A 25,958-nucleotide genomic window follows, 5' to 3' on the forward strand; every position below is an offset into this window, starting at 1 on the left:
CCCGTCAGGCGAGCTCCTTCACCAGCAGCTCGAACTGCAGGTCGTCGCGGCGCGGGATGCCGAAGCGCTCGTCGCCGTACGGGAACGGGCTCATCTGCCCGGTACGGCGGTAGCCGCGGCGCTCGTACCAGGCGATGAGGTCCTCGCGGGCCGAGATCACCGTCATGTGCATCTCGCGCGTCCCCCATCCCTCGCGCACGGTCCGCTCCGCCTCCGCGATGATCACTTTGCCGAGCCCGACGCCCTGCAGCTCCGGCCGCACCGCGAACATCCCGAAGTACGCCTGCTCACCGCGGTGTTCGAGCTGGCAGCAGGCGACGAGCTCGCCGCCCTGCTCGACGACGAGCATCCGGCTGTCCGGGCTCTTCACCACGGCGGCGACCCCCTCGGGGTCGGTCCGCTGCCCGTCGAGGATGTCCGCCTCTGTGGTCCACCCCGTACGGCTCGCGTCGCCCCGGTACGCCGACTCGATGAGCGCGACGAGGGCCGGGATGTCGGCGTCGGTGGCGTCCCTGAAGATCGGTTCGACGGCGGCGGGGGGCAGCGGGGCGGTGTCCATGGCGCACGGGCTCCTCTCGTACGGCTGCAGGGCAGCGGCTGCGTGCGGACCATGAGGCTAACAAGCCCCGTCATACGGGTTTATCGCGTGCACCACTGCATAGGGTCCCGGTCATGGTGCACGTATTGAGCAGCCGGGTTCTTCTGCGGCCCACCGATCCGGAACGGTCCCGGGACTTCTACGGGAAGGCGCTGGGGCTCGCCGTCTTCCGCGAGTTCGGGACAGGGCCCGAGCGCGGGACGGTGTACTTCCTCGGCGGCGGCTTCCTCGAGGTGTCGGGGCGCTCCGAGGTTCCGCCGGCCCCAGGACTGCAGCTGTGGCTGCAGGTCGCGGACGCGGCGGCCGCGCACGAGGAACTGGCGGAGCGCGGGGTGGAGATCCTGCGCCCGCCGGTCAAGGAGCCGTGGGGGCTGGTCGAGATGTGGATCGCCGACCCGGACGGGGTGCGGATCGCGGTCGTCGAAGTCCCGGAGGACCACCCGATGCGCTACCGGCCCTGACCGGTGACGAGGAGGAGTGCCGCGCGGGCAGGTGGGGGGCGAGGGCGGGGCTCACCGGGGCGTCGACGCGCTCCCTGATGTGCACCTGTGCGCTCCCGTGCCCGGCGGCCGGCGCGGGCAGCCTCCCGGCGGAACCCGTCCCGTACCGGGAGGTGCGCTGTGCACGGACCACCGCTGGTGGGCTGGCTGACGGTCGCGCTGTGCGGCGCGGCGGGCGCGCTCTGCCTGCTGCGGATTCGGGTGCGCGGGGGCGGCCGGGAGCAGCGGCGCGGCGCGGGCGGCGAGGCGCTCATGGGGCTCGGCATGGCGGCGATGGCGGTACCGGCCGCCGCACTGAAGCCGCAGCCGTGGGCCGCGCCGGTGTTCGCCGCCGTGTTCGCCGCGGCCGCGCTGCACGCCCTGCTGCTCGCCCGCGGTGACCGCCATCATCTGCACCACGCCGTGGGCTCGCTGGCGATGGTCCACATGGCGCTCGCGCCGGCACACGCGGATCACGCGGAGGGGCTGGCCGCTCAACCGGCGTCCGGAGCACCGGCGTTGACGGGGCTTCTGCTCGCGTACTTCGCGGTGTACGTACTGCGCACGGGCGTCGGGATCGTGCCGCTCGCCGCGGCGCCGTCCCCGGTGTCCCCTGCCGCACCGGCGGCCGCGGGCCCGGGCTGGGTCCACCGCCCGGAGCTGGCGACGGCGTGCCGGGTGTCGATGGGCATGGGCATGTTCGCCATGCTCCTGACCGTGTGAACGGCCGCGCTCCCGAGCGCGTGAAAGGCCGCGTTCCCGACCGCCTGAACGCCCGCGCTCCTGACCGTCTGAACCGCCCGCGCCGGACCTGCCCTCCGCCCAGGCCTACGGATTCCGTGGTCTGCGTCACTTCGCCGTCGAGCCCATACCTGCCGGTAGCCACCCGCTCGTAGGCTGGCGGGCATGATGCTCCCGCTCGCGCTGCTCGTCCTCGGCGGGCTCGCCGCGGCCGTTGCCCCCCGCCTGCTGGCGCGCGCCGAGTGGGCGGACCGCGAACCCGTGCTGGCCCTGTGGATGTGGCAGTGCGCGGTGGCGGCAGTGCTGCTGTGCTGTGCGCTGGCGATGGCGCTGAGCGCGGCCGCGGCCTGGGAGGCCGTACGGGGGCATGTGTTCGCGCCCGCACCACGCGGCGTCGTCGAGGCGTACGCGCTGCAGGGCTACGGCCCGTGGGCCGGGACGGTGGCCGCCGTACTCGCCTGCGGGGCCGCATGGACCGCGGCGATGCTCACCCGCGAGGTGCGGGCGGCGCGCGCCCAGCGCAGACGGCAGCGCTCGAAGCTGCTGGTGCGCTCCCCCCGGCTGCCCGGCGAGGTGGAGACCGAGGGCAGGCTCGTCGTCCTGGAGGGCGAGCGGCCGGGCGCCTGGTGGCTGCCGGGCCCGGCGCCCCGGCTGGTCATCACGACCGCGGCGCTGCGGCGTCTGGGCCGTCGCCAGCTGGACGCCGTACTGGCGCACGAGCAGGGCCATGCGCGGGCCCGCCACGACTGGCTGCTGCACTGCTCGTCGGCGCTCGCGACCGGGTTTCCGCAGGTGCCGGTGTTCGCGGCGTTCCGCGATGAGATGCACCGGCTCGTCGAGCTGGCCGCGGACGACGTGGCCTCGCGCCGCTTCGGGCGGCTGACGATCGCGCTGGCTCTGGTCGAACTCAACGAGGACCGCGGGGTGTTCGGCCCCTGCCCCGCGCCGCACGCCGAGGTCCCGCGACGGGTGGACCGGCTGCTGACCGCGGCGCCCCGCCTCACCCCGGCCCGCAGGCTGCAGCTGACGGCCGCGGCGGCGTGCGTCCCCGTGGTGCCGCTGCTGGTCGCCCTGGTGCCCGCGCTCAGCGTGCTGCGGTAGCGGTACGGGGAAGGGGCCGCGCGTGCTGGGATGGGCGCCCGCCGCAGCAGTCGGCGAGGATCTCCGCATGGATGCGCCACCACCCCGCTCACCGGCCCGCTGTCTGTGGACGGCGGCGGTCTGCGGCCTGCTGGGATTCTTCGTGCTGGTGCTCGTCGCCGTCCCGTGGCAACCGCTGCTGACCTGGGACCAGGATGTCGCCGACGGCCTGCACGGCTCGGCCGTCGGCCACCCCGGCTGGGTCGGGACGAACGAGGTGCTGACGGACTGGGTGTGGGATCCGTGGACGATGCGCGCTCTGCTCGCGCTGGCGGCGCTGCTCCTGCTGTGGGGCGGCGACTGGGTGACGGCCGCGTGGGTCGCGGTGACGGCCGTGGTCGCCACCGGAGTGCAGAACGGCCTCAAAGCGGCGGTCGGGCGGCAGCGCCCGCGGTGGCCCGACCCGGTCGACACCGCCGACTACGCGGCCTTCCCCTCCGGCCACGCGATGACGGCGGCCCTGGCCTGCTCGCTGCTGCTGTGGCTCGCGCTCCGCGCAGGGCTGCGGGGGTGGTGGCTGCGGGCCGCCGCGGCCGTGGCGGTGGCCTCGGTCGTCGGCGTGGGCTTCACACGGCTGTATCTGGGGGTGCACTGGCTTTCCGACGTGCTCGGGGGCTGGCTGTTCGGGGTGGCGCTCGCCGCGCTGGCGGCGGCCGCGTGCACCCGGTGGGGACCGGCCAGGCCGGGGCGCGATGTGCCCTTGTCGGGCCGGGGGTGACGTAGAGAGGATCACGGACATGGCGATCAAGGGCGTGCTGTTCGGCTTCTCCGGGACGCTGTTCCGCATCGAGCAGGCAGGGTCCGGCATGCCGCCCTGCGGCCGGTGCTGGACCTGGGGGCTGGGACCGGGGATGTCCAGGGGCCAACCTGACAACGATGTCGCGCGGTACCGGCAGGGAGACCGCCGCCTCGGACGATCCCCCGCGTCGCCCGAGGCGGCGGCAGCTCCGGAAAGCAGGCCCCTGATGAGGGCCACCTCCGAAGACCCACTGAGTATATTGGCTCTGAACCAGTCAACGCAGGAGTTACAGAATGTCCCCGCGCAGCGCATCGGTCAATGAAGAGTTGCGCCGACGTTCCCGCGAGCGGCTGCTGCAGGCGACAGTCGACCTGGTCGGGGAACGCGGATACGAGGCGACGACGCTCGGTGACATCGCCGACCGGGCGGGCTCGGCCCGCGGCCTGGTGTCGTACTACTTCCCGGGGAAGCGGCAGCTGCTGCAGGCGGCCGTGCACCGGCTCATGCACCTGACGCTGGAGGCCGCGCTGGAGTGCGAGCCGCGAACCGACGACGGGCAGGAGCGGCTGGCGCGCGCGATCGACGCCATCCTGGGTATCGCCCGCGACCAGCCCACGCTGATGCGCACGCACATGGCGGGCATCCTCACCGCGGACGGTTTCGTCCAGGGCCCCGAGCAGCAGCGGCTCGCCTCGCTGCTGAAGGACACCGTGGCCCGCTATGGCTCGACCGACCCCGACGCCGACTACCCCATGCTGCGCGCGCTGCTGATGGGCGCCGTGTTTGCGCTGCTCATCCCGGGCGCCCCGATGCCCCAGGCGCGGCTGCGCGCCGAGCTGTTCCAGCGGTACGGGCTGCCCTGGGAGCTCGGCGTCCCGCCGGGCGAAGAGCCGCCCGGCGGGACGCCGGTACGCGCGGTGAAGCAGGTGCGCGTGGTGAAGCAGGCCGATCAGCGGTAGTCGGGCTGCGTCTGGACGTTGAGCTCCTTGAGCCGGACCCACTTGGCTCCGTCGGTCCGACGGTCGTCGATCCGCACGACGTCGAAGCCCTTGGCGATGTCGTTCGAGTAGATGTAGCCGTTGTAGTAGTACGCCGACCACGATCCGCCGCCGACCAGCGTGTCCGAGGAGATCGGGCCGCGCTCGAAGTAGCCGATCTCCTTCGGCTCCGAGGAGTCGGTGAACTCCCAGATGGACACGCCGCCCTGGTACCACGCCTGGACCATGATGTCGCGGCCCTTCACCGGGATCAGCGAGCCGTTGTGGGCGACGCAGTTCTCGGTGTCGGCCTGGTAGCGCGGGATCTTGTAGTAGCTGCGGAAGACGAGCTTGCGCTCGTTCCCCTGGCCGGTGATGTCGTAGATGCCGTCGGCGCCGCGGTTCGGGCCGATCGCGGCGTTGCACGTCGCCGCCCCGCCACCGCCGAGCTCATCGGTGAACACGACCTTGTTGGCACGCTGGTTGAAGGTGGCCGAGTGCCAGAAGGCGAAGTTGACGTTGTCCTGCACCCGGTCGATGACCTTCGGGTGCGCCGGGTCCTCGATGTCGAAGAGGATGCCGTCACCCATGCAGGCACCCGCGGCGAGGTCCTTCGAGGGCAGCACGGTGATGTCATGGCAGCCGGTGGTCTTGGAGACGCCCGGGTTGGTAGGCGCACCCGGGTTGCCGCCGTCCGGGAAGAGAACCGGGAAGTTCACGACCGCGGACTTCTCGGGCGCGTACCGCGGCACCTTGATGACCGAGATGCCGTCGTGCGGCGGCTGGCAGTCGGGGAAGGTCTCGCTCGGTGAGTACGAGGAGACGTAGATATAGACATTGCGGCGCTCGGGCACCAGCGTGTGGGTGTGCGAGCCGCAGGCGGTCTCGACAGCGGCGACGTACTTGGGGTTCCGCTTGTCGCTGATGTCGAAGATCTTCATGCCCTCCCAGGAGGACTTCTCGGTCGCGGGCTGCGTGGTGCTGTTGCAGGAGTTGTCGCTTCGCGAGGAGTCCGTGGAGAGGAAGAGCAGGTCGCCGGAGACCGTGATGTCGTTCTGCGATCCCGGACACAGCACCTGGCTCACCGTCTTCGGGGCCTTGGGGTTGCTGATGTCGAAGATCCGGAAGCCGTCGTAGTTGCCGGCGAAGGCGTACCTGCCCTGGAACGCCAGGTCGGAATTGGTCCCCGGGAGCGCGTCCTTGGGGATGTTGACGAGGTGGGAAACGTTGTCGCTCGTGACGACCTCGTCCACGGGGGGTATCTCGCCGTCCTCGATGGCGGCCCTGGTGTCGGCCGCCTCGCTCTTGCTCACTCGCTCCCTGGTGGGCGCGTCACCCGGGTCGGGTGTCGCGACCGCAGGGGTCGACGCCAGGAACGAGGCGAGCAGGCCGAAGGCGGCCGCCGCCACGCCGAGGCGTCTGCGCCGCGCGCGTGGGTTGTGCAACGACGTCACTGCGTCCTCCCTTGTATCCGTTCGGAGTTGAACGGTTCTTGGACCCCGGCAGTATCGCTGCTCCCATGTACACAACAACAGATGGCGATGAACATGTAATAAAGGACTTCGATCATCTGTGGTCACTGACGTGCTACGACAGTGCCCGAACGGTCCGCACTTCTCAGGAGGTCGCTGTGGATCACTTCCGTACGAGGCCGCGCGTCCGCGCGCTGACCGCCGCTGCGGCAGCTGCCGCGGCCGTACTGGCCCTGGGCGCCTGCGAGTCGGGTACGGAGAACTCCGCCGCCCAGGGCGATGACGGCCCGTCAGTGGTGGCGCCGGGCAAGCCGGGTGAGGCCGCGAAGACGCTCTCCCCGGAGGAGGCGGAGAAGGCCGTCGGCGACGACACCCCCAACTCGGCCGACTTCGCCTATGCGCAGCGGATGATCCTGCACCACAAGCAGGCGTTGACGATGACTTCCCTCGTCGCGGAGCGGGCGGGAACGGAGAAGGTGAAGCGGCTCGCCGATCGCATATCGGCGGCCCAGGGTCCGGAGGCCAAGGCCATGGAGAGCTGGCTGAAGCAGCACGGCGGGGCCGGGAAGCACGCGGGGCACGACCACGGGGCGATGCCCGGCATGGCCTCGGACGAGCAACTCGCCGAGCTCCGCGCGGCGCGGGGCGGCGCCTTCGACGAGCTCTTCCTGAAGCTGATGATCACCCATCACCAGGGAGCGGTGAGCATGGCCACGGAGGCGCTGTCGGACGGCAACAACATTCGCGTCGAGGAGATGGCGAACGACGTCATCGCCCAGCAGACGAGTGAGATCAACCGCATGCGGGGGATGTCCTAGGGCTCGGCGGCAGGGCACCTCCCGCCGAGCCCGCACGGGTGCGATGCTGGAGACACTCTGCGGGAAAGGAGCCACTGTGCTTCGCGTCGCCGTCGTCGGTTCAGGACCGAGCGGGGTGTACACCGCCCAGTCCCTCGTCGAGCAGCAGGCCGTACCGGATGTGCACGTGCACGTGCTGGACCGGCTGCCCTGCCCGTACGGCCTCGTGCGCTACGGCGTCGCGCCCGACCACGAGAAGATCAAGTCGCTGCAGAACAACCTCCGCGCCGTCCTGGAGCACCCGGACATCAGCTTCCTGGGCAATGTGCGCGTCGGCGAGGGCGGTCTCGGCCCGGAGCGGCTGCGCGAGCTGTACCACGCGGTGGTCTACTGCGTGGGCGCAGCGACCGACCGGCACCTCGGCGTGCCCGGCGAGAACCTGCCGGGCAGCTACTCGGCCACCGAGTTCGTCGCCTGGTACAGCGCCCATCCGGACGCCGTGGCGGGCGGCTTCCTGCTCGATGCCCGCTCGGCGGTCGTGATCGGGGTCGGGAACGTGGCGGTGGACGTGACCCGGATCCTGGCGCGCGGAGCGGAGGAGCTGGCACCGACCGACATGCCGCATGCGGCGCTCGGCGCGCTTGCGGACAGCGGTGTCCAGGAGGTGCACATGGTGGGGCGGCGCGGCCCCTCGCAGGCGAAGTTCACCACCAAGGAGCTCCGGGAGCTGGGGGCCCTGGCGGGCGCAGAGGTCGTGGTGCGGCCGGAGGAGCTGGCGCTCGACCCGGCGTTCCACGATCCTTCGGGGCTTCCTGCGGTGAACCGGCGCAATGTGGAGGTGCTGCGGGGCTGGGCGGCCCAGTCCGAGGAGCGGCGGGCGGCGCCCCTCGGCCGGACGCGCCGCATCCATCTGCGCTTCTTCCTGCGCCCTGTGGCCGTGCTCGCCGGGCCGGAAGGCGACCGTGTGGCGAGCGTACGGTTCGAGCGCACCGCGCCGGACGGGCGCGGCGGGGTGACGGGGACCGGCGAGTACGAGGAGATCGACGCCGGGCTGGTGCTGCGGTCCGTCGGCTACCGGGGCGTGCCGCTGCCCGGGCTGCCGTTCGACGCGGAGCGCGGGACGGTGCCGAACGCGGAGGGACGCGTGCTGCGGGACGGCGCGCCCTCGCCCGGCGAGTACGTCGCCGGGTGGATCAAGCGCGGTCCGACCGGGGTGATCGGCAGCAACCGGCCGTGCGCGAAGCAGACCGCGGCCGCGGTGCTCGCCGATGCGGCGGCGCTGGCGGAGCGGCAGATTCCGGAGGACCCGCGGGAGGCGCTGCGGCGGCTGGGCCAGGAGCCGGTGGAGTGGTCGGGCTGGCAGGGCATCGAGGCGGCGGAGGCGGCACTGGGGCAGTCGCTGGGCCGTACGGTCGTGAAGATCCCGGACTGGGCGGGGCTGCTGGCCGCGGCGGACGCCGAGGACTGAGGCCGGGCCCTTCAGCCCTCGGTCCAGAGTTCCCAGGCCGCAGTCCACCGTTCTCAGTTGTCAGTTCTCAGTTCTCAGTTCTCAGTTCTTCGTTCTCGCCGAGGCGGGCCGCCTGGCGGGTGGCCGCCTCGAGGACGCTGTCGAGCAGGCCGGGGAAGAGCGCCTCGAGGTCGGCCCTGCGCAGTCCGTTCATCTTGGCCGTCCCCTGGTAGACCTGCCTGATCACCCCGTTCTCGCGCAGTACCCGGAAGTGGTGCGTGGTCGTCGACTTGCTCACGGGCAGGTCGAAGACCGAGCAGGAGAGCTCGCCCTCGGCGTCCGCCAGCTCGCGGACGACGCGCATCCGCATGGGGTCCGAGAGCGCGTGCAGCACGTCCTCGAGGCGGATCTGATCGCGCGCCGGATGATCCAGCGTGCGGCCCGGCGTTGCGCTGGTCGCGGTCGTCACGGCGGCTCCTCGTCTCTCGGGAGCTCCATTGTACGAGACTCATCGTAGTTTGACACATGGCGTACTACGATGGGTATCGTACGAGCGCTTCAAGCATCCTCAACCCTCCCCATCGCGAAACGGAGCGTGCCGTGAGCGCCTTGTTCGAGCCCTTCACCCTGCGGTCGCTGACCATCCCCAACCGGGTCTGGATGGCCCCGATGTGCCAGTACTCCGCCGACGTGTCCGGTCCGGACACAGGAGTCGCGAACGACTGGCACTTCTCGCACTACACCTCGCGCGCCGCGGGCGGCACCGGGCTGATCCTCGTCGAGGCCACGGCCGTGAGCCCGGAGGGCCGGATCAGCCCCGCCGACCTGGGGATCTGGAATGACACGCAGACCGAGGCGTTCCGCCGGATCACGTCCTTCCTGAAGGGGCAGGGGACGGTGCCCGGCATCCAGATCGCGCATGCGGGGCGCAAAGCGTCGACCGACCGGCCGTGGCGCGGCGGCGCGCCCGTCGGGCCCGGCGAGCACGGCTGGCAGCCCGTCGCCCCGAGCCCGCTGCCCTTCAACGACGGGCACCCGGTGCCGGATGAGCTGACGACCGGCCAGATCGCCGAGCTCGTAGGGCAGTTCGCGGACGCGGCGCGGCGGGCGCGTGCGGCCGGATTCGAGGTCGTCGAGGTGCACGGCGCGCACGGCTATCTGATCGGCGAGTTCCTGTCCCCGCACACCAATCACCGCACCGACGCGTACGGCGGGTCGTACGAGAACCGGACGCGCTTCGCCCTGGAGGTCGTGGACGCGGTGCGCGCGGTGTGGCCCGGGGAACTGCCCGTCTTCTTCCGGATCTCGGCCACCGACTGGCTGACCGAGAACGCGGAGGACGCCCGTACGGGCTGGACGGCCGACGACACCGTGCGCTTCGCGGCGGACCTGCTCGCCCACGGCGTGGACCTGCTGGATGTCTCCAGCGGCGGCAACGCGCCGCGGGTGCGGATCCCCACCGGGCCCGGCTACCAGGTGCCGTTCGCCGAGCGGGTCAGGACCGGGACCGGCCTGCCGGTCGCGGCGGTCGGGGAGATCACCGAGGCCCGGCAGGCGGAGAAGATCGTCGAGGACGGCCAGGCGGACGCCGTGCTGCTCGGCCGCGAGCTGCTGCGCAACCCGTACTTCGCGCGGCATGCGGCGCGCGAGCTGGGCGGCGAGGTCGGCAGCCCTCAGCAGTACCACCGCGCCGCCTGACCTGCGCGGGAATGCACACCCGGGCGCCGTTGTCAGTGGGCGGGTGCAGACTGGCCCGTAATGGAGGCAACGGCGTCCCGGAGGTGGTCGGCGATGACCGACGTACTACTCGCGGCAGGCACACGCAAAGGGCTCTTCGTCGGCAGACGGCGCGGCGGGGGCTGGGACTTCGAAGGACCGTACTTCAACGCGGAGGCCGTCTACTCCGTCGGCATCGACACCAGAAGCACCACCCCCCGGCTGCTGGCCGGCGGGACCAACTCCCACTGGGGGCCTTCGGTGTTCCACTCCGACGACCTCGGGAAGACGTGGGAGGAGCCCCAGCAGCCGGCGGTGAAGTTCCCGAAGGACACCGGCGCCTCGCTCGAACGCGTCTGGCAGTTGCAGCCCGCGGGGCCCGCGGCGCCCGGCGTCGTCTACGCGGGCACGGAGCCCGGCGCGCTCTTCCGCTCCGAGGACGGCGGTGAGACCTTCGAGCTCGTCCGGCCGCTGTGGGACCACCCGACGCGGGAGAAGTGGCAGCCGGGCGGCGGCGGTCTCGCCGTGCACACGGTGATCACCGACCCGCGCGACGCGGACGCGGTGACGGTCGCGGTCTCCACCGGCGGGGTGTACCGCTCGCTGGACGGCGGGGCGAGCTGGGCGCCCTCCAACTCCGGTGTGCAGGCGGTCTTCCTGCCCGATCCGTACCCGGACTTCGGGCAGTGTGTGCACAAGATCGCCCAGGACGCCGGGGACCCGGACCGGCTGTATCTGCAGAACCACTGGGGCGTCTACCGCAGCGACGACTCGGGGGCCACCTGGACGTCGATCGGCGAGGGACTGCCCTCCGACTTCGGCTTCCCGGTCGCCGCCCACCCGCACCGCGCCGATGTGGCCTACGTCTTCCCGCTCAACGCCGACGAGGACCGGGTGCCCGCCGGGCGGCGATGTCGCGTCTACCGCACGGAGGACGCGGGGGCGAGCTGGCAGGAGCTCGGCACCGGTCTTCCCGAGGGCGCGCACTACGGGACGGTGCTGCGGGACGCGCTCTGCACGGACGACGCCGACCCCGCCGGGGTGTATTTCGGCAACCGCAACGGCGAGCTCTTCGCCAGCGCGGACGACGGGGACAGCTGGCAGCTGATCGCCGCGCACCTGCCGGATGTGCTGTGCGTACGGGCCGCCGTGGTCGCCTGAGCCCCGCCCATACTGATGCCGTGCCGGTCCCGATGCCGGTCCCGATGCCGATCCCGTACCGGTGCCGTACAGGTCCGGTGACTTCGCGTGAGGAGGCGGTCAGCTGAGCCACTGCTGAACCAGTAGAGTGACGCCCCGTGGCTGCACGACCGTTGAACGAAATCGTCGAGCCGGGATGGGCCAAGGCCCTGGAGCCGGTTGCCGAACGGATCGCCGCGATGGGCGACTTCCTGCGTACCGAGATCGCCGCGGGCCGGACGTATCTGCCCGCAGGACCGAATGTGCTGCGGGCCTTCCAGCAGCCGTTCGACGATGTGCGGGTGCTGATCGTCGGTCAGGATCCGTACCCGACACCCGGCCATGCGGTGGGGCTGAGCTTCTCGGTGGCACCGGAGGTCCGCCCCTTGCCCGGGAGCCTGGAGAACATCTTCCGGGAGCTGAACAGCGACCTCGGGCTGCCCAGGCCGTCCAACGGCGATCTCACGCCGTGGACCGCGCAGGGGGTGCTCCTGCTCAACAGGGCCCTCACCACGGCCCCGCGCAGGCCCGCGGCCCACCGGGGCAAGGGCTGGGAGGACGTCACCGAGCAGGCCATCCGGGCGCTCGCCGCGCGCGGCAAGCCCATGGTGTCGATCCTGTGGGGCCGGGACGCCCGCAACCTCCGCCCGCTGCTCGGCGGACTGCCGGTGGTCGAGTCCTCGCACCCCTCCCCCATGTCCGCCGACCGCGGCTTCTTCGGCTCCCGCCCCTTCAGCCGCGCCAATGACCTGCTCGTACGGCAGGGGGCGCAGCCGTTGGACTGGCAGCTGCCGTGACCGCCGGGTCCGCGCCCGCGTGGGTGCTGGGGGCGGACTCCGGCGGGTCCGGCCTGCGGATCGGCCTCGCCGCCGCCGGGGACGCGAGAGCCGTCGACACCGTCGTATCCCGCGAGCCGGTGCGTACGGGCCCGTCCGGCATCGATGCCGGGCATCTGCTGGACCAACTCCTGCCCGCCGCCCGGGCGTTGCTCAACCGGGCGGGAGCCTCCGGAGTGGCGGCGGTCGCCATCGGCGCCGCCGGCATGGCCACCCTCGGCGACGATCTGCGTGCCACGCTCCCCGGGGCGCTGGCCGAGGCGCTCGGCGTACGGCGGCTGGCCCTCGCGGCCGACGCGGTGACCGCGTACGCGGGGGCGCTGGGCCAGCGCCCCGGCGCCGTGGTGGCCGCGGGCACCGGCATGATCGCCCTCGGCGTAACGCTCGGCACGGCGGACGAACCCGGAGCGTGGCGGCGAGCCGACGGATGGGGCCATCTCCTCGGCGACTGCGGCGGCGGTGCCTGGATCGGCAGGGCCGGTCTCGATGCCGCCCTGCGCGCGTACGACGGCCGCAGCGGGGGGTCGGCCGCGCTGCTGGCCAGGCTGGAGGCAGTGTTCGGCCCGGCACCCGGGCTTCCGGGGCTGCTGTACCCGCGCCCCGACCGGCCTGCCGTGCTGGCGTCCTTCGCCCCGGAGGTCGGCCGCTGCGCCGCTGACGACCCCGTTGCGGCGGGCATTCTGCGGGATGCCGCGCGCGGCATCGCGGAGTCGGCGGCGGCCGTCTGCCCGGCCGTCGGAGGCAGCGAAGTGGCGCTCACCGGCGGCCTGTTCGGGTTGGGCGAGCCGCTGCTGGCCCCGCTGCGTAACGAGTTGGCGCGGCAGCTGCCGTACGCGCGGCTGGTCGCGGCCGCGGGAGACCCGCTGGCCGGCGCACTGCGTATCGCTGCCGCCCTCGCCACCGACGATCTGCTGCTGCCTGCCGACCCCCGGCTGCTGCATCTGCCGGACGTGCCGCCTCCGGACCGGTCGCACCCGGATCACTCGCATCCGCCACATCCGGATTCGGGGCCTCCGGATCGGGCGAACGATTGACAATTGTCCATTCAACCGTTTGTTCATCGGAAAAAACGGGACGGATGACGCACAGCTGCCCCCTGACCGAACGCGTTGACCCCCAAAGGCATTAGCATGCGGCCGCATGAGCCACCCCACAGGGCCCGAAACCGGCCTGCCCGTACGAATGCCGCGTCCCCGCCAGCCTGGGCGGCACCGCAGACCGGAGCCGCTCGCGGCTCCTGAGGGTGCGCCCGCGCTGGTCCTCGCCGTGCCCGGCACCCCCGGCTCCAACACACGCAGCCTGGCCGAGGAGGTCATGAGCATCGCGCGCTCCGAGCTGCCCGGGCTCGAGGCCCGCATCGGCTACGTGGACGGTGACGACCAGGAGTTCCCGTCGCTGGGAGCGGTGCTGACCCAGGCCGCCACCGAGCGCGCCGAGCGGGCACAGCGCGCCGCCCTGATCCGCGAGCAGCTCTCCGAGGAGGAGGCCGCCGCGCTTCCGGAGGTGCCCTGGCAGGACGGCCCGGTGGCGGTCGTCGTTCCCCTGCTGGCCGGCCCGGACAGCGCGCTCATGCGCCGGATACGCCAGGCCGTGATGGACAGCCGCACCGCCGCCGAGCTGACCGACGTGCTCGGTCCGCACCCGCTGCTCGCGGAGGCCCTGCACGTACGGCTGTCGGAGGCCGGTCTCGCGCGCGCGGACCGCGCCCGCCTGTTCACCGTGGCCACCGCGGCCGACGGCATCATCCTCGCCACGGTCGGCGGCGACGAGGCCGTGCAGGCGGCGGGGATAACGGGCATGCTGCTCGCCGCCCGGCTCGCCGTGCCGGTGCTGGCGGCCGCGCTGGACGTGGACGGCGCCATCGCCCGTACCGCCGAGCAGCTGCGCGGCTCCGGCTCGGCTCAACTGGCGCTCGCGCCGTACCTGATCGGCCCCGAGGTCGCCGACGGCCTGCTGAAGGCGGCCACGGACGAGGCCCAGTGCGCCGCGTCCGAACCGCTCGGCGCGTACTCGACGATCGGCAGGCTGGTGCTCTCGAAGTACGCGACGGCGCTGGGCATCCAGCACCCGCAGCTCCAGGGCTCTCCGGTCCGCTGACGCGCTGCCTCCCGCCCGTCCCCACGCCAGGCGTCGGGGCGGGCGGAGTCCGGGTTTGTCAGCCGAACACCACGCAGGACGCCGCAGGCGCGGCCAGAGAGCCCGCGCGGCGCGGGAGGCCTGTCGCGGGATCCACGTCGAACCAGGTGACGTCGCCGGACCGTTCGTTGGCCGCGTAGAGGCGCCGCCCCGACGGGTCGAGGGTCAGATGCCGCGGCCAGTGGCCGCCGCAGGGCACCTGGCCGACGAGACGCGCCCGGTCGCCGGAGGCGTCGAGGGCGAGGACCGCAAGGGAGTCGTGGCCGCGGTTGGCGGCCCAGGCGAAGCGGCCGTCCGGCGCGATCACCACCTCCGACGGGTAGCTGCCGGCGCCGTCCCCGTCCGGCAGGACGGCCGTCTCGCCGAGCGGCTCCAGCTCCCCCGCCTCCGCGTCCCAGCGGCAGGCCGTCACGGTCGGCGCCAACTCGTTGATCACATACGCGCGGTCGCCCCGCGGGTGGAACGCGAGGTGGCGCGGTCCCGAGCCGGGCCGTAGCGGCACCTCGCGGTGCAGGTTCAGCGCGCTGCCCGCGGGGTCCAGCGCGCAGACGCGGACCGAGTCCGTCCCCAGGTCCACGGAGAGGACCCAGCGCCCCGTGGGGTCGGGCAGCACGGCGTGCGCGTGCGGCTCCTTCTGCCGCTCCGGGTGCGGGCCGCTGCCCTCGTGCCGCAGGACGTGGCTGGGGCCTGTGAGGGTGCCGTCGCGGCGGAGCGGGATCGTGGTCACGCTGCCCGAGCCGTAGTTGGCGGTGAGGAGATTGCCATCGGCGACGGCGAGATGGGTGGGGGCGTGGCCGCGTACGGATACGGCGGCGCTCAGCACGGCCCGGCGGTCGGGGTCGGCGGCGAGGCTCAGCGCCGCCGCGGCGCCGTGCGCGGTCTCGCTGACCGCGTAGAGCAGGTCCGCGCGGGGCGCGAGGGCGAGGAAGGACGGGTCGGCGACCTCGTCGGTGACGTGCAGCGCGGTGAGCGCGCCGGAGCCGGGGTCGACGGCGGCGGTGGTGATTCCGTGGCCGCCGGCCGAGGTGAAGGACCCGATGTACGCCCGTACTGGCCGTGCGGCTCTGCTGCTGCCCACTGCGCTCCCCTTCCGCGGTACGGCGGTTCCGCTGTTACGCGTGCCGGAGCTGACGGTAGCAGTAGGTCTAGACCACCCACCCCCCTGTCTCTCCGATGGATGGCGGCATGCACCACCGCCGCGCCGCCGCTGCGTGGCGGGTTCAGCGCAGCCGCTCGGCCAGGAAGTCTTCCCAGGTCCGGTGGCCGACGGCGTGTTCGGGGGCGAGGTTGGCGCCGGCCCGGACTGCCCTAGCGGCCTTGCCGGGGAGCCTGACCGGCATGATCAGCCGGTTTCGGTGAGCGGCCCGCAGGTAGCTGCGGAGGAGCTCTTTCATCTCGTACACGCGCGGCCCGGCGATGTCGGGCACGAAGCCGGACGGCTTGCCGAGGGAGAGCTCGACGAGCCGGGTCGCCACCTCGCCCGCATCGATCGGCTGGAATCGGACGCCGGACGGGGCCGGTATCACAGGCATCTTCGCCATCTGCCGCGCCGTCGTCAGTATCAGGTCGTGGAACTGGGTGGCGCGCAGGGTGGTCCACGGCAGTCCGGAGTCGGCCACGATGCGCTCGGCGGCCCGCTTGGATGCGAAGTAGCCGAACATGGCGCGGTCGACGCCGCTGATCACCGGGATCCGTTCGGCGCCGACGACCGAGATGTAGACCAGGTGTTGGACACCGACCGCGGCCGCGGCTTGCACCAGGTTCCGGGTCTTGTCCTCGTCGCCCTTGGCGCTGCCGGCGCAGTGCACGACGGTCTCGGTCCCGTCCACTGCGGCCTCGATGCCCTCGCCGGTGGCCAGGTCGCCGGTCACGAACTCGATGCCGCCCCCGGACTCATGGCTGCGCCGGCTGAGTACCCGTACGTCACAGCCGGCATCCCGCAACAGCGGCGTGACGAGGCGCCCGAGCGTGCCCGTGCCGCCGGTGACCAGAAGGGTTGAGGTCACGGTCATCTCCCACTTCCTCGTCCGGGAGTCGATCTCCCGGGCACGTCGGCTCGGTTTCGGGGGGTCTGCTTCTATGACACCCCACGACGGAGAAATGTGACCTGATGGACGAATGCGAGCATTCCCGGGCCGCGATACGCGGTATCAGGAGCCGACCATGGGGGCGCGCGGAGAGCTGTGGAAGGGTGCGGCGAGTTCAGCGAGCGCCTTCTCCAGCCCGTGGAGGTGATTCAGGGCCGCCTCCTGGGCGCCCCCGTGCCGCTGTACGGCGTAGGCGTCGTCAGGCACCGGCCCCGCCGGCTCCCCACCGGGCTCCACCAGGGCCTGGACGGCGGCCTCGACCCGCCAGCAGGCGGCGGCGAGCCGGGCATCGTGGGAGGCATACGGGTCGGCCGCCACTGAGGCGAGGCCGCGAACCTCCCGGGCGCAGGCGTCGAGCAGTTCCAGAACCTGACGCGCACGGACCTTGCGGGCGCGCAGCGGGCTGAGCGGGTGGACGAGAGGGCCGAGGGACATCCGCGCCCGGCCGAGCAGCAGCTCAAGCTCGGCGGCGAGCGGCGCCGGGTCGGCCTCCGCATCACCGGCGAGCCTGCGCGCAGCGGCCGTGGTGCAGTCGTGCACGCACTGCACAGCGCTCCGGATCCAGGCATGGGTGGCGGCGTGTGTCGTGATGGGCAGCACGAACATCACGGCCAGCACCGCGCCCATCGCACCGACTCCGGTCTCGGCGAGGCGCAGCGCGAGCAGGCTCGGTTCCAGCACACCGAGGAGTCCGTACAGCAGCGTGACCATCAACGTCACGGCCAGCATCATCGACGTATACGACACAGGGGCCGTGTAGAAGATCACGAAGACACAGACGGCGATGAGGGCGGCGGTGGGCACCACCGCGCCGTGCAGCGGGACGACGACCATCACGCCGACGACGATGCCGGCGACCGTACCGAGGACCCGGCGGAAACCGCGGACCAGCGTCTCACCGCGCGAGGCGGTGTTCACGAAGATCCACCATGCGGCGCCGACGGCCCAGTACCAGCGGTCCTGCGAGAGCAGCTGACCGACGGCCAGGGCGAAGGCAGCTGCGACGGCCACCTGGACCGCCTGGCGGGTGGTCGTCCGCGCAAGCCCCGACCCGCTGGGCAGGGACGATACGACGGGTGGTGACAGCCGTCGCTCATAGCACCAGATCGCGAAGCGGACCGCCGACGAGGCGAGCAAGGCGAGCACGACGGCGGAGTACAGCTCGGGCAGTTGCTCGGGCACCGTGCGCAGGAACTGCGTCACGAAGAAGGTCATGAACGCGAAGACGCCCAGGGCATGGCCGCGCGGCCCCCAGCGACGCGCGTACACGCCCGCGGCCGCGACGGCGACGAACGCCGCGTCACGCGCCGGCGGCTGGTCGTGCAGCACGGCCGCCAGAGCGAGCACCGGAAAGCCGGCCGCGGGCAGCAGAGCGGTCGTGACGGCCTGGCCACGGACCGTCGCGTCCGTGACCGCGAAGAGGGCGAGGAGCGCGGCGAGCCCGCCGGTGATAACCGCCGTCAGGGTGTGCCCGGTCAGCCCGCACAAGGCCACCGCCAGCCCGACGCCGAGGACGGACCGCAGCCCGCTGCGCAGTCGCAGCCGCCCCGGATCCGGAGCCACGAACACCCTCTTCAGCACTGCTTCCCGTCCCCTCGGCGTCCCGGCATGGAAAAGGCGCCGCGGAATCCGCAGCGCCATTGAGGACTCCATGAGAGCATCCTTAGCCCCAATGACTCAAGTGAGGCTCGAAACACTGGGCCATTGGCCCAGCCAGCTGCCGTAGCCGCGTTCGCTGAGGGGGCCAACGGACCACGGAGTCGAGCCGGGGCTCAATGCCGAGCTCCTGCTGGACCCACCGGTACCGCTCCGGCGGGCGCCCTCACAGCGCATGAAGCACCCATGGCCAGCGATAGATGCCGGGGCCCAGCGGGTAGTGCGGCCGCGGTCGGGACCGGGGCTTGCAGGACATCGGGCTGAGCGCCGGGGACCCGGTCCGGAGAGGGGGCGACTCGGCCACGAGCGCGTCCTCTCGTCATATGTCTGCAAGGACGTGCACAGGACCGTGTGCGACGCGAAGCCGACTTGGCAAGAGTTGAGCAAATATGAGCATAGAAGTGATGGAGATTGCCGAGTAGCGTTCATCGCGTGCTGGCTGAGCGACGACACCAACTGATCCTGCGCGCCCTGCGATCCGGCGGCCCCGCGGCCGTCGCGGACCTCTCCGAGCAACTGGGCGTCAGCGCCGCCACCGTGCGGCGCGACCTGCTGAAGCTCGAGGAGGAGGGCCTCCTCTCCCGCGTCCACGGCGGCGCGGTCATCGAGGAGGGCGACCAGCCCTTCGCCGAGGTCGCCGAGGTACGCGTGACCGAGAAGGACGAGATAGCCGCGCGGGCGGCGACCATGATCGAGAACTGCCAGTCCGTGCTGCTGGACATCGGCACCACCGCGTACCGCCTCGCCCGGCAGCTGCACGGCCGCAGACTGACCGTGATCACCAGCAATCTGGTGGTGTACGAGGAGCTGGCCGACGACCACGGCATAGAACTGGTACTCCTCGGCGGCATGGTCAGACGCGGGTACCGCTCCCTGGCCGGGTTCCTCACCGAGGACAATCTCCGTCAACTGCATGCGGACTGGCTCTTCCTGGGCACCAGCGGAGTGCGCCCCGGCGGCCAGATCATGGACACGGCGGTGGTCGAGGTGCCGGTCAAGCGGGCGATGATCGCGGCCAGCGACAAGGTGGTGCTCCTCGCCGACGCGGGGAAGTTCCCCGGCACCGGCATGGCCAGAGTCTGCGGGCCCGAGGAACTCGACGTGGTGGTGACCAACGCCCCTTCGGACCCGGCCACCTGCGCCGCGCTCGAAGAGGCCGGCGTAGAGGTGGTTCAGGTATGAGGCTCACGATTCTCGGCGGCGGGGGTTTCCGGGTGCCGCTGGTGTACGGGGCCCTGCTGGGCGACCACGCCGAGGGCCGCGTCACCCATGTCACCCTTCACGACCTGGACGCCGGCCGGCTGGGCGCCGTCGTCCGCGTCCTCGCCGAGCAGGCCGGGGACGACCCGGGCGCCCCGGCCGTCACCGTCACCACCGACCTCGACGAGGCCCTCACCGGCGCCGACTTCGTCTTCTCCGCGATCCGCGTCGGCGGACTCGAAGGCCGGGCGGCCGATGAGCGCGTGGCCCTGGCCGAGGGCGTCCTGGGCCAGGAGACGGTGGGCGCGGGCGGCATCGCGTACGGTCTGCGCACGGTTCCGGTAGCCGTCGACATCGCGCGGCGCGTCGCCCGTCTCGCCCCCGACGCCTGGGTCATCAACTTCACCAACCCGGCCGGCCTGGTCACCGAGGCGATGTCCCGCCACATCGGCGGCCGCGTCATCGGCATCTGCGACTCGCCGGTGGGCCTGGGCCGCCGCATCGCGCGCGTGCTCGGTGCGCATCCGGACGAGGCGTGGATCGACTACGTCGGCCTCAACCACCTCGGCTGGGTGCGCGGTCTGCACATCGCGGGCCGCGACCAACTCCCCCGCCTGCTCGGGGACCCCGGCCTGCTCGGCTCATTCGAGGAGGGGAGGCTGTTCGGCCCCGACTGGCTGCAGTCGCTGGGCGCGATTCCCAATGAGTATCTGCACTACTACTACTTCAACCGGGAAGCGGTCCGCGCCTACCAGGAGGCCAAGCAGACCCGCGGCGCCTTCCTCCGCGACCAGCAGGCGCGCTTCTACGAGGAGATGCGGCGGGCGGACGCCCCCGCCCTCGAGACCTGGGACCGTACCCGCGCCGAGCGCGAGGCCACGTACATGGCGGAGAACCGCGAGGCCGCAGGCGTCGGCGAGCGTGACGCCTGCGACCTGGAGTCCGGCGGCTACGAGAAGGTCGCCCTCGCCCTGATGCGAGCCATCGCCAGGAACGAGCGCACCACGCTCATCCTCAACGTCCGCAACCGCACCACGCTGTCGCTTCTGGACGAGGATGCCGTCATCGAGGTGCCCTGCTTCGTCGACGCGGGCGGCGCCCACCCCGTCTCCGTGGCCCCCCTGCCGGACCACGCCACCGGCCTCGTGTGCAGCGTCAAGGCCGTCGAGCGCGAGGTCATGGCCGCCGCCGAGAGCGGCTCGCGCGCCACCGCGGTCAAGGCCTTCGCCCTGCACCCCCTCGTCGACTCCGTGTCCGTCGCCCGCCGTCTCCTCGACGCCTACACGAGCGAGCACCCCGGCCTCGCCTACCTGAACCGGAAGTAGGAGCCTCTTCATGCACGACGGTCACCGTCGTATCGAGGAGCGCGTCGAGCGCATCCTCGAGCAGCGCAGATGCTGGACCGCATGCAGAGCAACCTGAGCGAGGACGACGCCCCGCCCTCTTCTGAATGCGTGCTCGCCTTCTGTCCCGCCGGAGCGGGCCGAACCCCCGTTCCGTCCCGCTCCGGCGAGGCCCACGGCAGCGGGGCCATCCTGCGGCTCCGCCCGCCCTGGGAGCGCCGGAGTTGTTCATGGGTGTGGGCCACACCGGTGCAGCCGAACCTGAGCTGCCTGATCCACACGCCCATCTCGTGCCTCAGATGTCGCTTCCATCACTGGCCAAGTGTCCAAGATATTGGCACCTGTTGGGGCATGGGGTCAAGGCATCCTGGATATCGTCCAACAGACGGCACAGGGGGCCGATGTAGCATCGTGACGGCACGACGGGGCCATCCGGTGCGGGGAGCGTGGGCATAGTGGCAGACGACGGCCGGAGTCATGGGCAGTCGCTGGCCGAGCGGTTGAACGCGCTGTTCGCGACCGTGCGATGGACCGATGCCCATGGCCGGAAGCGGGAGTACTCGACCGCCGAAGTGGCCAAGGCGGTCACCGCGGATCCGTCGCATCCGGCGACCCTGTCGCGGAGTTACCTGGCGATGCTCCGCAACGGGTCGCACACGAACCCGACGTTGAGCGTGCTGGAGGGTCTTGCGAAGTTCTTCGACGACCACCGCGAACCAGGATCGCCGCCCATCACGGTGCAGTGGCTGGTCGCACAGGAGGACCCCGAGGACGAGCTGTTGCGGCAGCGGCTCGCCGATCACCAGGTGCGGACGATCGCGATGCGGGCAGGCGCGATGACGCCCGCGATGCGCAAGCAGCTGCTCAAGATGATCGCTATTTTCGACCAGGACGACACCCCAGGTCCCGGCGCCGGGGCATGAGAAGGGACACCGTGGCCGTACGCGAACGCGAGCTCCGCCGCTACTGCAAGCGCCTGCTACGGCATCTCGACATTCAACCTCCGCTGCGAGTGGACGAGTTATGCCGCAGGCTCGGTGAACACCGAGGCAAACCGATCCGGCTGATTCCCTGGGCGCTGCCGATCCCGGGACCGTTCGGGTTGTGGATGTCCCGACCGAGCGAGGAGTGCATCTTCTACCAGGAGGAGACGACCCGCGTTCATCAGGATCACATCATCCTGCACGAGATCGGCCACATCCTCGCCGATCATCACGACGATGGAAACGCGGACGAAGACCTTCCCGATATGGGACCGGATTTCCCCCGCGACTCGATCACGCGGGGTCTTCGTCGCACCTGCTACACCGAGGACTACGAACGCGAGGCCGAACTGGTCGCGACGATCATCCAGGAGTGGGCGGTGGTCATCGACTACGTCACCCCCCGCACACCCGAGGATCCCGCCCTTGGCCCGCTGCGTTCCGCGCTGAACCCCCGCTGGGGGTGGATGTGATGTTCCAGGAAACAGTGGTCATCATGTTGATCGTCGGGGCGGTATGGAAGATCGTCGACTTGGCGCGCGCCCCCCATGACCGGGTCCTGCGCATCCTGGTCGCGTGTCTGCTCCTGCTGCTCGCCGGCGAAGTCCTCAGCTTTCCCGAAGCCAACCGTGCGGTGGACGGGTTCACGGCAGCCGGTGTCGGCAAGGTGGCGTTCAACGCAATCTTCATGTCCGGCCTGTACGCGCTCATCCTGTTCTTCGTCTCCTCCACACGTGGCGCGAACGACGAGTACCGGCGACAACTGCGGATCAACACCGGCCTGCTCGCCGGTGTCCTGATCGCTCTGGTCGTCGCCATGATCGCCACACCCGCGGAAATGCGCGCCCACACGCTGAGCACTCCGGACATGGCCAAGCCGGCCATTGCCGGGTTCTACGTCATCGGCAACGCCTACTTCGTCTACGCCTATCTGACATCGGGCCTGTGGGCGCTGCGCTACGCGCACATGGCGTCCCGGCACCTGGCGCTCGGTCTGCGGACCATGGCAGTCGGCCTGTTCGGACTGACGATCACGTCCGTCAACCGAGTGGTCTGGGTATGTCTGCGCATCAACGAGCCCGGATCGCATGAGGCGTTCAATACGGTGAACTGGTCCATGACCGACTGGTCCATGGGCATCGTCCTGATCGGAATCTGCTATTCGGCCGGCGTGCAACTGATCACCCGCTGGCGGTCGGTTGTCCATCACCGCCGCATGTATCACGAGCTCTTTCCCCTGTGGACAGCCCTCGCCGCCGCCTATCCGGAACTCGTCCTGAACCGGGCACCGGCCGGTTCCGCGTGGAACCGCTTCCGGCTGCGCCGTACCGACGAGCGGTTCTATCGCCGGCTCATCGAATGCCGCGACGGACTGGTGCGCCTGAGCCCGTACCTGACGCGCGTCGCGCCCGATGTCGATCTCGCCCGCGGCCCGGCCGATCAACTCGCCCGGCACATCACCGAGGCACTGGCCCTGAAGCCGGCCACCGAGGATCCCGACACCGAGTTGTCCGCCGCACGGATCGCGCTGCCCTCGGGCAACGACTTGGGCGCCGACGCCCGTGAGCTCATCGCCATATCCCACGCCCTCCGCGAAAGGCAATTGTGAACAAGATGCTGATCACCGCAGACCGCGTCATCACCGGGCCCGCGGATCAGGTGATCGACGATGGTGCCGTGCTCGTGGACGCCGGCGTGATCACCGCTGTCGGCACAGCGGCCGAGCTGGACGCGTCGGTCGATGCTTCGGTGTCCCGGTTGCGGTGTCCCGGGGCGACCGTCATGCCCGGGCTGATCGACTGCCATGTCCACCTCGCCTTCGACGCGGGCCCGGACCCTATCAGCGAGGTGGCCCAGGCCGACCCGGGCGAACTCGCCGCCGCCATGGCAGGCCGCGCCGAGCAGATGCTGGACGCCGGGGTGACGACCGTACGGGATCTCGGCGACCGCGACGCGCTCGCCGTGAGGTTGCGTACGTCCATCGAGTCCGGAACGGCGGCCGGGCCGCGTATCCTCTCCGCAACCGCGCCGCTGACCTCACGCGGTGGCCATTGCGGGTTCCTCGGCGGCGAGGTCACCACCGACGACGACATCCGCGCACAGATCGCCCGCAACGCGGCTGCCGGAGCCGACCTGATCAAGGTGATGGCCTCGGGTGGCGCCCTCACCCCGAGTGGGCCGCGCATGTGGGAGTCGCAGTTCACCCCCGCCCAACTGCGCCTGATCGTCGAGGAAGCCGCCCGCCATGGCCTGGGGGTGGCCGCGCACGCGCACGGTACCGACGCCATCGCCCACTGCGTGGAAGCCGGTGTCCGGACGGTCGAGCACTGCTCCTGGCGCACCGCCGACAGCACCGTCTACGACCCGGAGATCACCCGCCGGATGGTCGAGAACGACATCGCCGTCTGTCGCTGCGTCTCGGGGAACTGGCCGCTCTTCCTTGAAAAGTTGGGCCCCGAACGGGCCGACGCCATGGTCGAGGTCATCAGGAAGATGCGGGAGGCCGGTGTCCGTTTCATCGCCGGCACCGACGCCGGCGTGCCGGGAGCCGGGTTCGGCGACTACGTCGGCATGCTCGAATTCTTCGCCTCCCTCGGCTTCAAGCACACCGAAATCCTCGACATGGCCACCACCAACTCCGCCCGTGCCATGGGGCTGACCGACACCGGTGTCCTGGCCCCCGGCCTGCGCGCCGACCTCATCGTCGTCGACGGGAACCCCCTGACCGAGTTGGACGTCCTCCGCCGAATCCAGCACGTTTTCGCGGCAGGCCGCCCCACCACCAACTGAACGCCTACCGCGCACCCGTGGCGGTCCGGACGATCGCGTCCGCGACAGCGGGAAGCGAACCCGGGTGCACCGTCAGGAAGAGGTTCGGCTCCACCAGCTCGACTTCCATGACCTGGGGGTTCCCGTCCTCATCCTCGACGAGGTCCACCCGGGCGTACAGCAGATCCCGACTGCCGGGCACGGCGGCCAGCGCCCGTTCGGCCGCCGCCAGCTCGGCCCGCGTGGGCGACCACGGCCGCAGCCCCGGATGGGGCACCTTCCGCTGGTCGTAGGGAGTCCCGGGGGACAGCACCGCGTTCTTCCGGACGGCGTGCAGGAACCTGCCCGCGACGAAGATCAGGGCGCGTTCACCCGTGGTGTCGATCCGGCGCATGTACGGCTGCACCATCGCGGTCAGACCCTCGGCCTGCATGCGCTCAAGATGCCGCAGCGCCTCGTCGTGATCCTCGGGCCGGTAACGGGCGGCGAACCTGGCTCCGGCGCCCGACGTCGGCTTGATCACGTACTCATGGCTGTGCGGCAGATCGGCCGGACTCCCGGGCATCAGGTAGCGGGTGGGCACGACCGGGACACCGAGGTCGGCAAGCATCCCCAGGTAACGCTTGTCCGCGTTCCAGCGCAGGACGGACGGCCTGTTGGCCAACGAGGTGAGGCTTCCGCACCGGTCGCCCCAGGCGAGGAACTCCGCAGGCCGCCAGCTGTAGTCCCACGTGGACCGGACCACCGCGAGATCGAATGCCTCCCAGTCCGCTTCCGCGTCGTCCCAGCAGACGGCGACGGCCTCAGCGCCTTCGGCGTCGAGTGCCTGCTGCAACAGCGGCAAGTCGCGGTCGACGCCGACGTCCGGGTGCGGCCTGGCCGTGACCAACGCGATCCTGGTGCGTGACACGAGCACTCCTGTCCGTTCGGGATCGCGTCATGGCCGAACGTAGCAAGAGTTCCTCAACCCCAGGAAAGGATTAATCCTGCGGCATGCGCAGGGCGTTCATCCAGAGCCGGGTGAGCGTCTCCACCAGCGTCTCGAAGGGCACGGGCTGATCGGCGGCGAAGGTCACGTACGCCATGCGGCTCACCATGGCGCTGAGGGCCCGAGCGGTGACCGCCGGGTCGAGCGCGGGATCGGCCAGGCCGGCTTCCTGGAGGCGGGTGATCGCTGCGGCGCTGCGCTCGATGAACGCCTGGGACCGCTGCAGCCGCAGCTTCAGGAACCGCTGGTCCACGGCGGCGGCCTGCTCCATGGCGGCCATCAGCGCCGCGTTGCGACGGTACGACTCCAGGTAGGCGCGGTTGGCTTCCTCCACCCCGCGGCGCAGCTCCCCGCGGCTGCCGCCGCTGACTCCTGCGTGCAGCATCTCGTCCTGCAGCTCCGTCAGAACGGCGGCGAAGACGTCGTCCTTGGAGGCGAAGTACGTGTAGAAGCTGCCGGTGGCGACACCGGCCTCGGCCGCGATGTCGACGATCCGGGCGTCCAGGTAGCCGTCTCGTTCGAAGATCCGCCGGGCTGCGGCGACGAGGGCATCCCTGGTGCGGATCCCGCGCCGGGTGCGCCGGGGTGCCGTGGACTCGTGGGCCACGTGGTCGGGGACGGCGTGGTGGGCGGCGTGGTCGGAGGCTGAGCGGTCGGGGGCGGACATGGGCCGCA

General features: G+C 71.4%; 27 protein-coding genes. 19 read left to right on the forward strand and 8 right to left on the reverse strand.

What is annotated here, in order from left to right; all coding sequences use genetic code 11:
- Positions 1 to 4: 4 nt before the first annotated feature.
- Positions 5 to 559: a GNAT family N-acetyltransferase gene (locus tag ACTWP8_RS06695; RefSeq protein ID WP_443321214.1), complete on the reverse strand. Its 555-nt coding sequence runs from the start codon at positions 557 to 559 to the stop codon at positions 5 to 7.
- Positions 560 to 672: 113 nt separating this feature from the next.
- On the opposite strand from ACTWP8_RS06695, the gene ACTWP8_RS06700 reads away from it, so the two are divergent.
- The 6 genes from ACTWP8_RS06700 to ACTWP8_RS06725 all read left to right on the forward strand — a co-directional run bounded on the left by ACTWP8_RS06700 (position 673) and on the right by ACTWP8_RS06725 (position 4,656).
- Positions 673 to 1,059 carry a VOC family protein gene (locus ACTWP8_RS06700; RefSeq protein ID WP_443321215.1) on the forward strand — a complete coding sequence of 129 codons (387 nt, stop codon included), beginning with the start codon at positions 673 to 675 and terminating at the stop codon, positions 1,057 to 1,059.
- Between the two features lie 159 nt (positions 1,060 to 1,218).
- On the forward strand, positions 1,219 to 1,800 hold the full coding sequence (locus tag ACTWP8_RS06705) for a DUF5134 domain-containing protein (RefSeq protein ID WP_443321216.1): 582 nt from the start codon (positions 1,219 to 1,221) through the stop codon (positions 1,798 to 1,800).
- Positions 1,801 to 1,983: 183 nt separating this feature from the next.
- A complete protein-coding gene (locus tag ACTWP8_RS06710; RefSeq protein WP_443321217.1) occupies positions 1,984 to 2,919 on the forward strand; it encodes a M56 family metallopeptidase in 936 nt (311 codons plus the stop codon).
- Positions 2,920 to 2,986: 67 nt separating this feature from the next.
- Positions 2,987 to 3,676 (forward strand): phosphatase PAP2 family protein, encoded by a 690-nt coding sequence (locus tag ACTWP8_RS06715; protein ID WP_443321218.1) that lies wholly within the window; start codon positions 2,987 to 2,989, stop codon positions 3,674 to 3,676.
- A 19-nt stretch (positions 3,677 to 3,695) separates the two neighbouring features.
- Positions 3,696 to 4,019, forward strand: a complete 324-nt coding sequence (locus tag ACTWP8_RS06720; RefSeq protein ID WP_443321219.1) for a hypothetical protein — start codon at positions 3,696 to 3,698, stop codon at positions 4,017 to 4,019.
- A complete protein-coding gene (locus ACTWP8_RS06725) occupies positions 3,991 to 4,656 on the forward strand; it encodes a TetR/AcrR family transcriptional regulator (RefSeq protein WP_443316696.1) in 666 nt (221 codons plus the stop codon). The genes ACTWP8_RS06720 and ACTWP8_RS06725 overlap by 29 nt, the downstream gene beginning before the upstream one ends.
- On the opposite strand, the gene ACTWP8_RS06730 is transcribed toward ACTWP8_RS06725, so the two are convergent.
- On the reverse strand, positions 4,647 to 6,128 hold the full coding sequence (locus ACTWP8_RS06730) for an LVIVD repeat-containing protein (protein ID WP_443321220.1): 1,482 nt from the start codon (positions 6,126 to 6,128) through the stop codon (positions 4,647 to 4,649). The genes ACTWP8_RS06725 and ACTWP8_RS06730 overlap by 10 nt on opposite strands.
- Before the next feature lie 176 nt (positions 6,129 to 6,304).
- Here ACTWP8_RS06730 and ACTWP8_RS06735 point away from each other — a divergent pair, with 176 nt between their 5' ends.
- Together ACTWP8_RS06735 and ACTWP8_RS06740 are read left to right on the forward strand one after the other, a co-directional pair.
- The gene (locus ACTWP8_RS06735; protein WP_443321221.1) at positions 6,305 to 6,964 is read left to right on the forward strand and encodes a DUF305 domain-containing protein; all 660 of its coding nucleotides are present in this window, start codon (positions 6,305 to 6,307) and stop codon (positions 6,962 to 6,964) included.
- Between the two features lie 76 nt (positions 6,965 to 7,040).
- The gene (locus tag ACTWP8_RS06740) at positions 7,041 to 8,411 is read left to right on the forward strand and encodes an FAD-dependent oxidoreductase (RefSeq protein WP_443321222.1); all 1,371 of its coding nucleotides are present in this window, start codon (positions 7,041 to 7,043) and stop codon (positions 8,409 to 8,411) included.
- A 67-nt stretch (positions 8,412 to 8,478) separates the two neighbouring features.
- Here the strand turns inward: ACTWP8_RS06740 and ACTWP8_RS06745 are convergent, their stop codons facing one another.
- Entirely contained in the window at positions 8,479 to 8,859 is a 381-nt protein-coding gene (locus tag ACTWP8_RS06745; protein ID WP_443321223.1) for an ArsR/SmtB family transcription factor, read from the reverse strand.
- Between the two features lie 131 nt (positions 8,860 to 8,990).
- On the opposite strand from ACTWP8_RS06745, the gene ACTWP8_RS06750 reads away from it, so the two are divergent.
- From ACTWP8_RS06750 to ACTWP8_RS06770, 5 genes are all read left to right on the forward strand, one after another.
- The gene (locus tag ACTWP8_RS06750) at positions 8,991 to 10,088 is read left to right on the forward strand and encodes an NADH:flavin oxidoreductase/NADH oxidase (RefSeq protein ID WP_443321224.1); all 1,098 of its coding nucleotides are present in this window, start codon (positions 8,991 to 8,993) and stop codon (positions 10,086 to 10,088) included.
- Between the two features lie 93 nt (positions 10,089 to 10,181).
- Positions 10,182 to 11,267: a WD40/YVTN/BNR-like repeat-containing protein gene (locus ACTWP8_RS06755; RefSeq protein ID WP_443321225.1), complete on the forward strand. Its 1,086-nt coding sequence runs from the start codon at positions 10,182 to 10,184 to the stop codon at positions 11,265 to 11,267.
- 137 nt (positions 11,268 to 11,404) lie between these two features.
- Positions 11,405 to 12,082, forward strand: coding sequence for a uracil-DNA glycosylase (locus tag ACTWP8_RS06760; protein WP_443321226.1), 678 nt, complete (start codon positions 11,405 to 11,407; stop codon positions 12,080 to 12,082).
- The gene (locus tag ACTWP8_RS06765; protein ID WP_443321227.1) at positions 12,079 to 13,155 is read left to right on the forward strand and encodes an N-acetylglucosamine kinase; all 1,077 of its coding nucleotides are present in this window, start codon (positions 12,079 to 12,081) and stop codon (positions 13,153 to 13,155) included. The genes ACTWP8_RS06760 and ACTWP8_RS06765 overlap by 4 nt, the downstream gene beginning before the upstream one ends.
- A gap of 106 nt (positions 13,156 to 13,261) precedes the next feature.
- Entirely contained in the window at positions 13,262 to 14,218 is a 957-nt protein-coding gene (locus ACTWP8_RS06770) for a sirohydrochlorin chelatase (protein ID WP_443321228.1), read from the forward strand.
- 58 nt (positions 14,219 to 14,276) lie between these two features.
- Here ACTWP8_RS06770 and ACTWP8_RS06775 read toward each other — a convergent pair whose 3' ends face one another.
- The 3 genes from ACTWP8_RS06775 to ACTWP8_RS06785 form a co-directional block, all read right to left on the reverse strand.
- Positions 14,277 to 15,335, reverse strand: a complete 1,059-nt coding sequence (locus ACTWP8_RS06775; RefSeq protein WP_443321229.1) for a lactonase family protein — start codon at positions 15,333 to 15,335, stop codon at positions 14,277 to 14,279.
- A 142-nt stretch (positions 15,336 to 15,477) separates the two neighbouring features.
- Entirely contained in the window at positions 15,478 to 16,263 is a 786-nt protein-coding gene (locus ACTWP8_RS06780) for an SDR family oxidoreductase (RefSeq protein WP_443321448.1), read from the reverse strand.
- A gap of 144 nt (positions 16,264 to 16,407) precedes the next feature.
- Positions 16,408 to 17,925 carry an FUSC family protein gene (locus tag ACTWP8_RS06785; protein ID WP_443321449.1) on the reverse strand — a complete coding sequence of 506 codons (1,518 nt, stop codon included), beginning with the start codon at positions 17,923 to 17,925 and terminating at the stop codon, positions 16,408 to 16,410.
- A gap of 507 nt (positions 17,926 to 18,432) precedes the next feature.
- Here ACTWP8_RS06785 and ACTWP8_RS06790 point away from each other — a divergent pair.
- The 6 genes from ACTWP8_RS06790 (at position 18,433) to ACTWP8_RS06815 (ending at position 24,316) form a co-directional block, all read left to right on the forward strand.
- Positions 18,433 to 19,182 (forward strand): DeoR/GlpR family DNA-binding transcription regulator, encoded by a 750-nt coding sequence (locus ACTWP8_RS06790; RefSeq protein ID WP_443321230.1) that lies wholly within the window; start codon positions 18,433 to 18,435, stop codon positions 19,180 to 19,182.
- Positions 19,179 to 20,525 carry a 6-phospho-beta-glucosidase gene (locus ACTWP8_RS06795; protein ID WP_443321231.1) on the forward strand — a complete coding sequence of 449 codons (1,347 nt, stop codon included), beginning with the start codon at positions 19,179 to 19,181 and terminating at the stop codon, positions 20,523 to 20,525. Before ACTWP8_RS06790 ends, ACTWP8_RS06795 begins: the two co-directional genes overlap by 4 nt.
- 473 nt (positions 20,526 to 20,998) lie before the next feature.
- Positions 20,999 to 21,466: a hypothetical protein gene (locus ACTWP8_RS06800; protein ID WP_443321232.1), complete on the forward strand. Its 468-nt coding sequence runs from the start codon at positions 20,999 to 21,001 to the stop codon at positions 21,464 to 21,466.
- A gap of 11 nt (positions 21,467 to 21,477) precedes the next feature.
- Positions 21,478 to 21,999, forward strand: a complete 522-nt coding sequence (locus ACTWP8_RS06805) for a hypothetical protein (protein ID WP_443321233.1) — start codon at positions 21,478 to 21,480, stop codon at positions 21,997 to 21,999.
- Positions 21,900 to 23,135, forward strand: coding sequence for an MAB_1171c family putative transporter (locus ACTWP8_RS06810; protein ID WP_443321234.1), 1,236 nt, complete (start codon positions 21,900 to 21,902; stop codon positions 23,133 to 23,135). Before ACTWP8_RS06805 ends, ACTWP8_RS06810 begins: the two co-directional genes overlap by 100 nt.
- A gap of 5 nt (positions 23,136 to 23,140) precedes the next feature.
- A complete protein-coding gene (locus tag ACTWP8_RS06815; RefSeq protein ID WP_443321235.1) occupies positions 23,141 to 24,316 on the forward strand; it encodes an amidohydrolase family protein in 1,176 nt (391 codons plus the stop codon).
- 4 nt (positions 24,317 to 24,320) lie between these two features.
- On the opposite strand, the gene ACTWP8_RS06820 is transcribed toward ACTWP8_RS06815, so the two are convergent.
- Complete coding sequence (locus tag ACTWP8_RS06820) at positions 24,321 to 25,205, reverse strand: ATP-grasp domain-containing protein (RefSeq protein ID WP_443321236.1); 885 nt, start codon at positions 25,203 to 25,205, stop codon at positions 24,321 to 24,323.
- A gap of 70 nt (positions 25,206 to 25,275) precedes the next feature.
- Positions 25,276 to 25,950, reverse strand: a complete 675-nt coding sequence (locus ACTWP8_RS06825) for a TetR/AcrR family transcriptional regulator (protein WP_443321237.1) — start codon at positions 25,948 to 25,950, stop codon at positions 25,276 to 25,278.
- Between the last annotated feature and the right edge of the window lie 8 nt (positions 25,951 to 25,958).

It is taken from the genome of Streptomyces sp. 7N604 (assembly GCF_052245475.1).
Classification (GTDB): domain Bacteria; phylum Actinomycetota; class Actinomycetes; order Streptomycetales; family Streptomycetaceae; genus Streptomyces.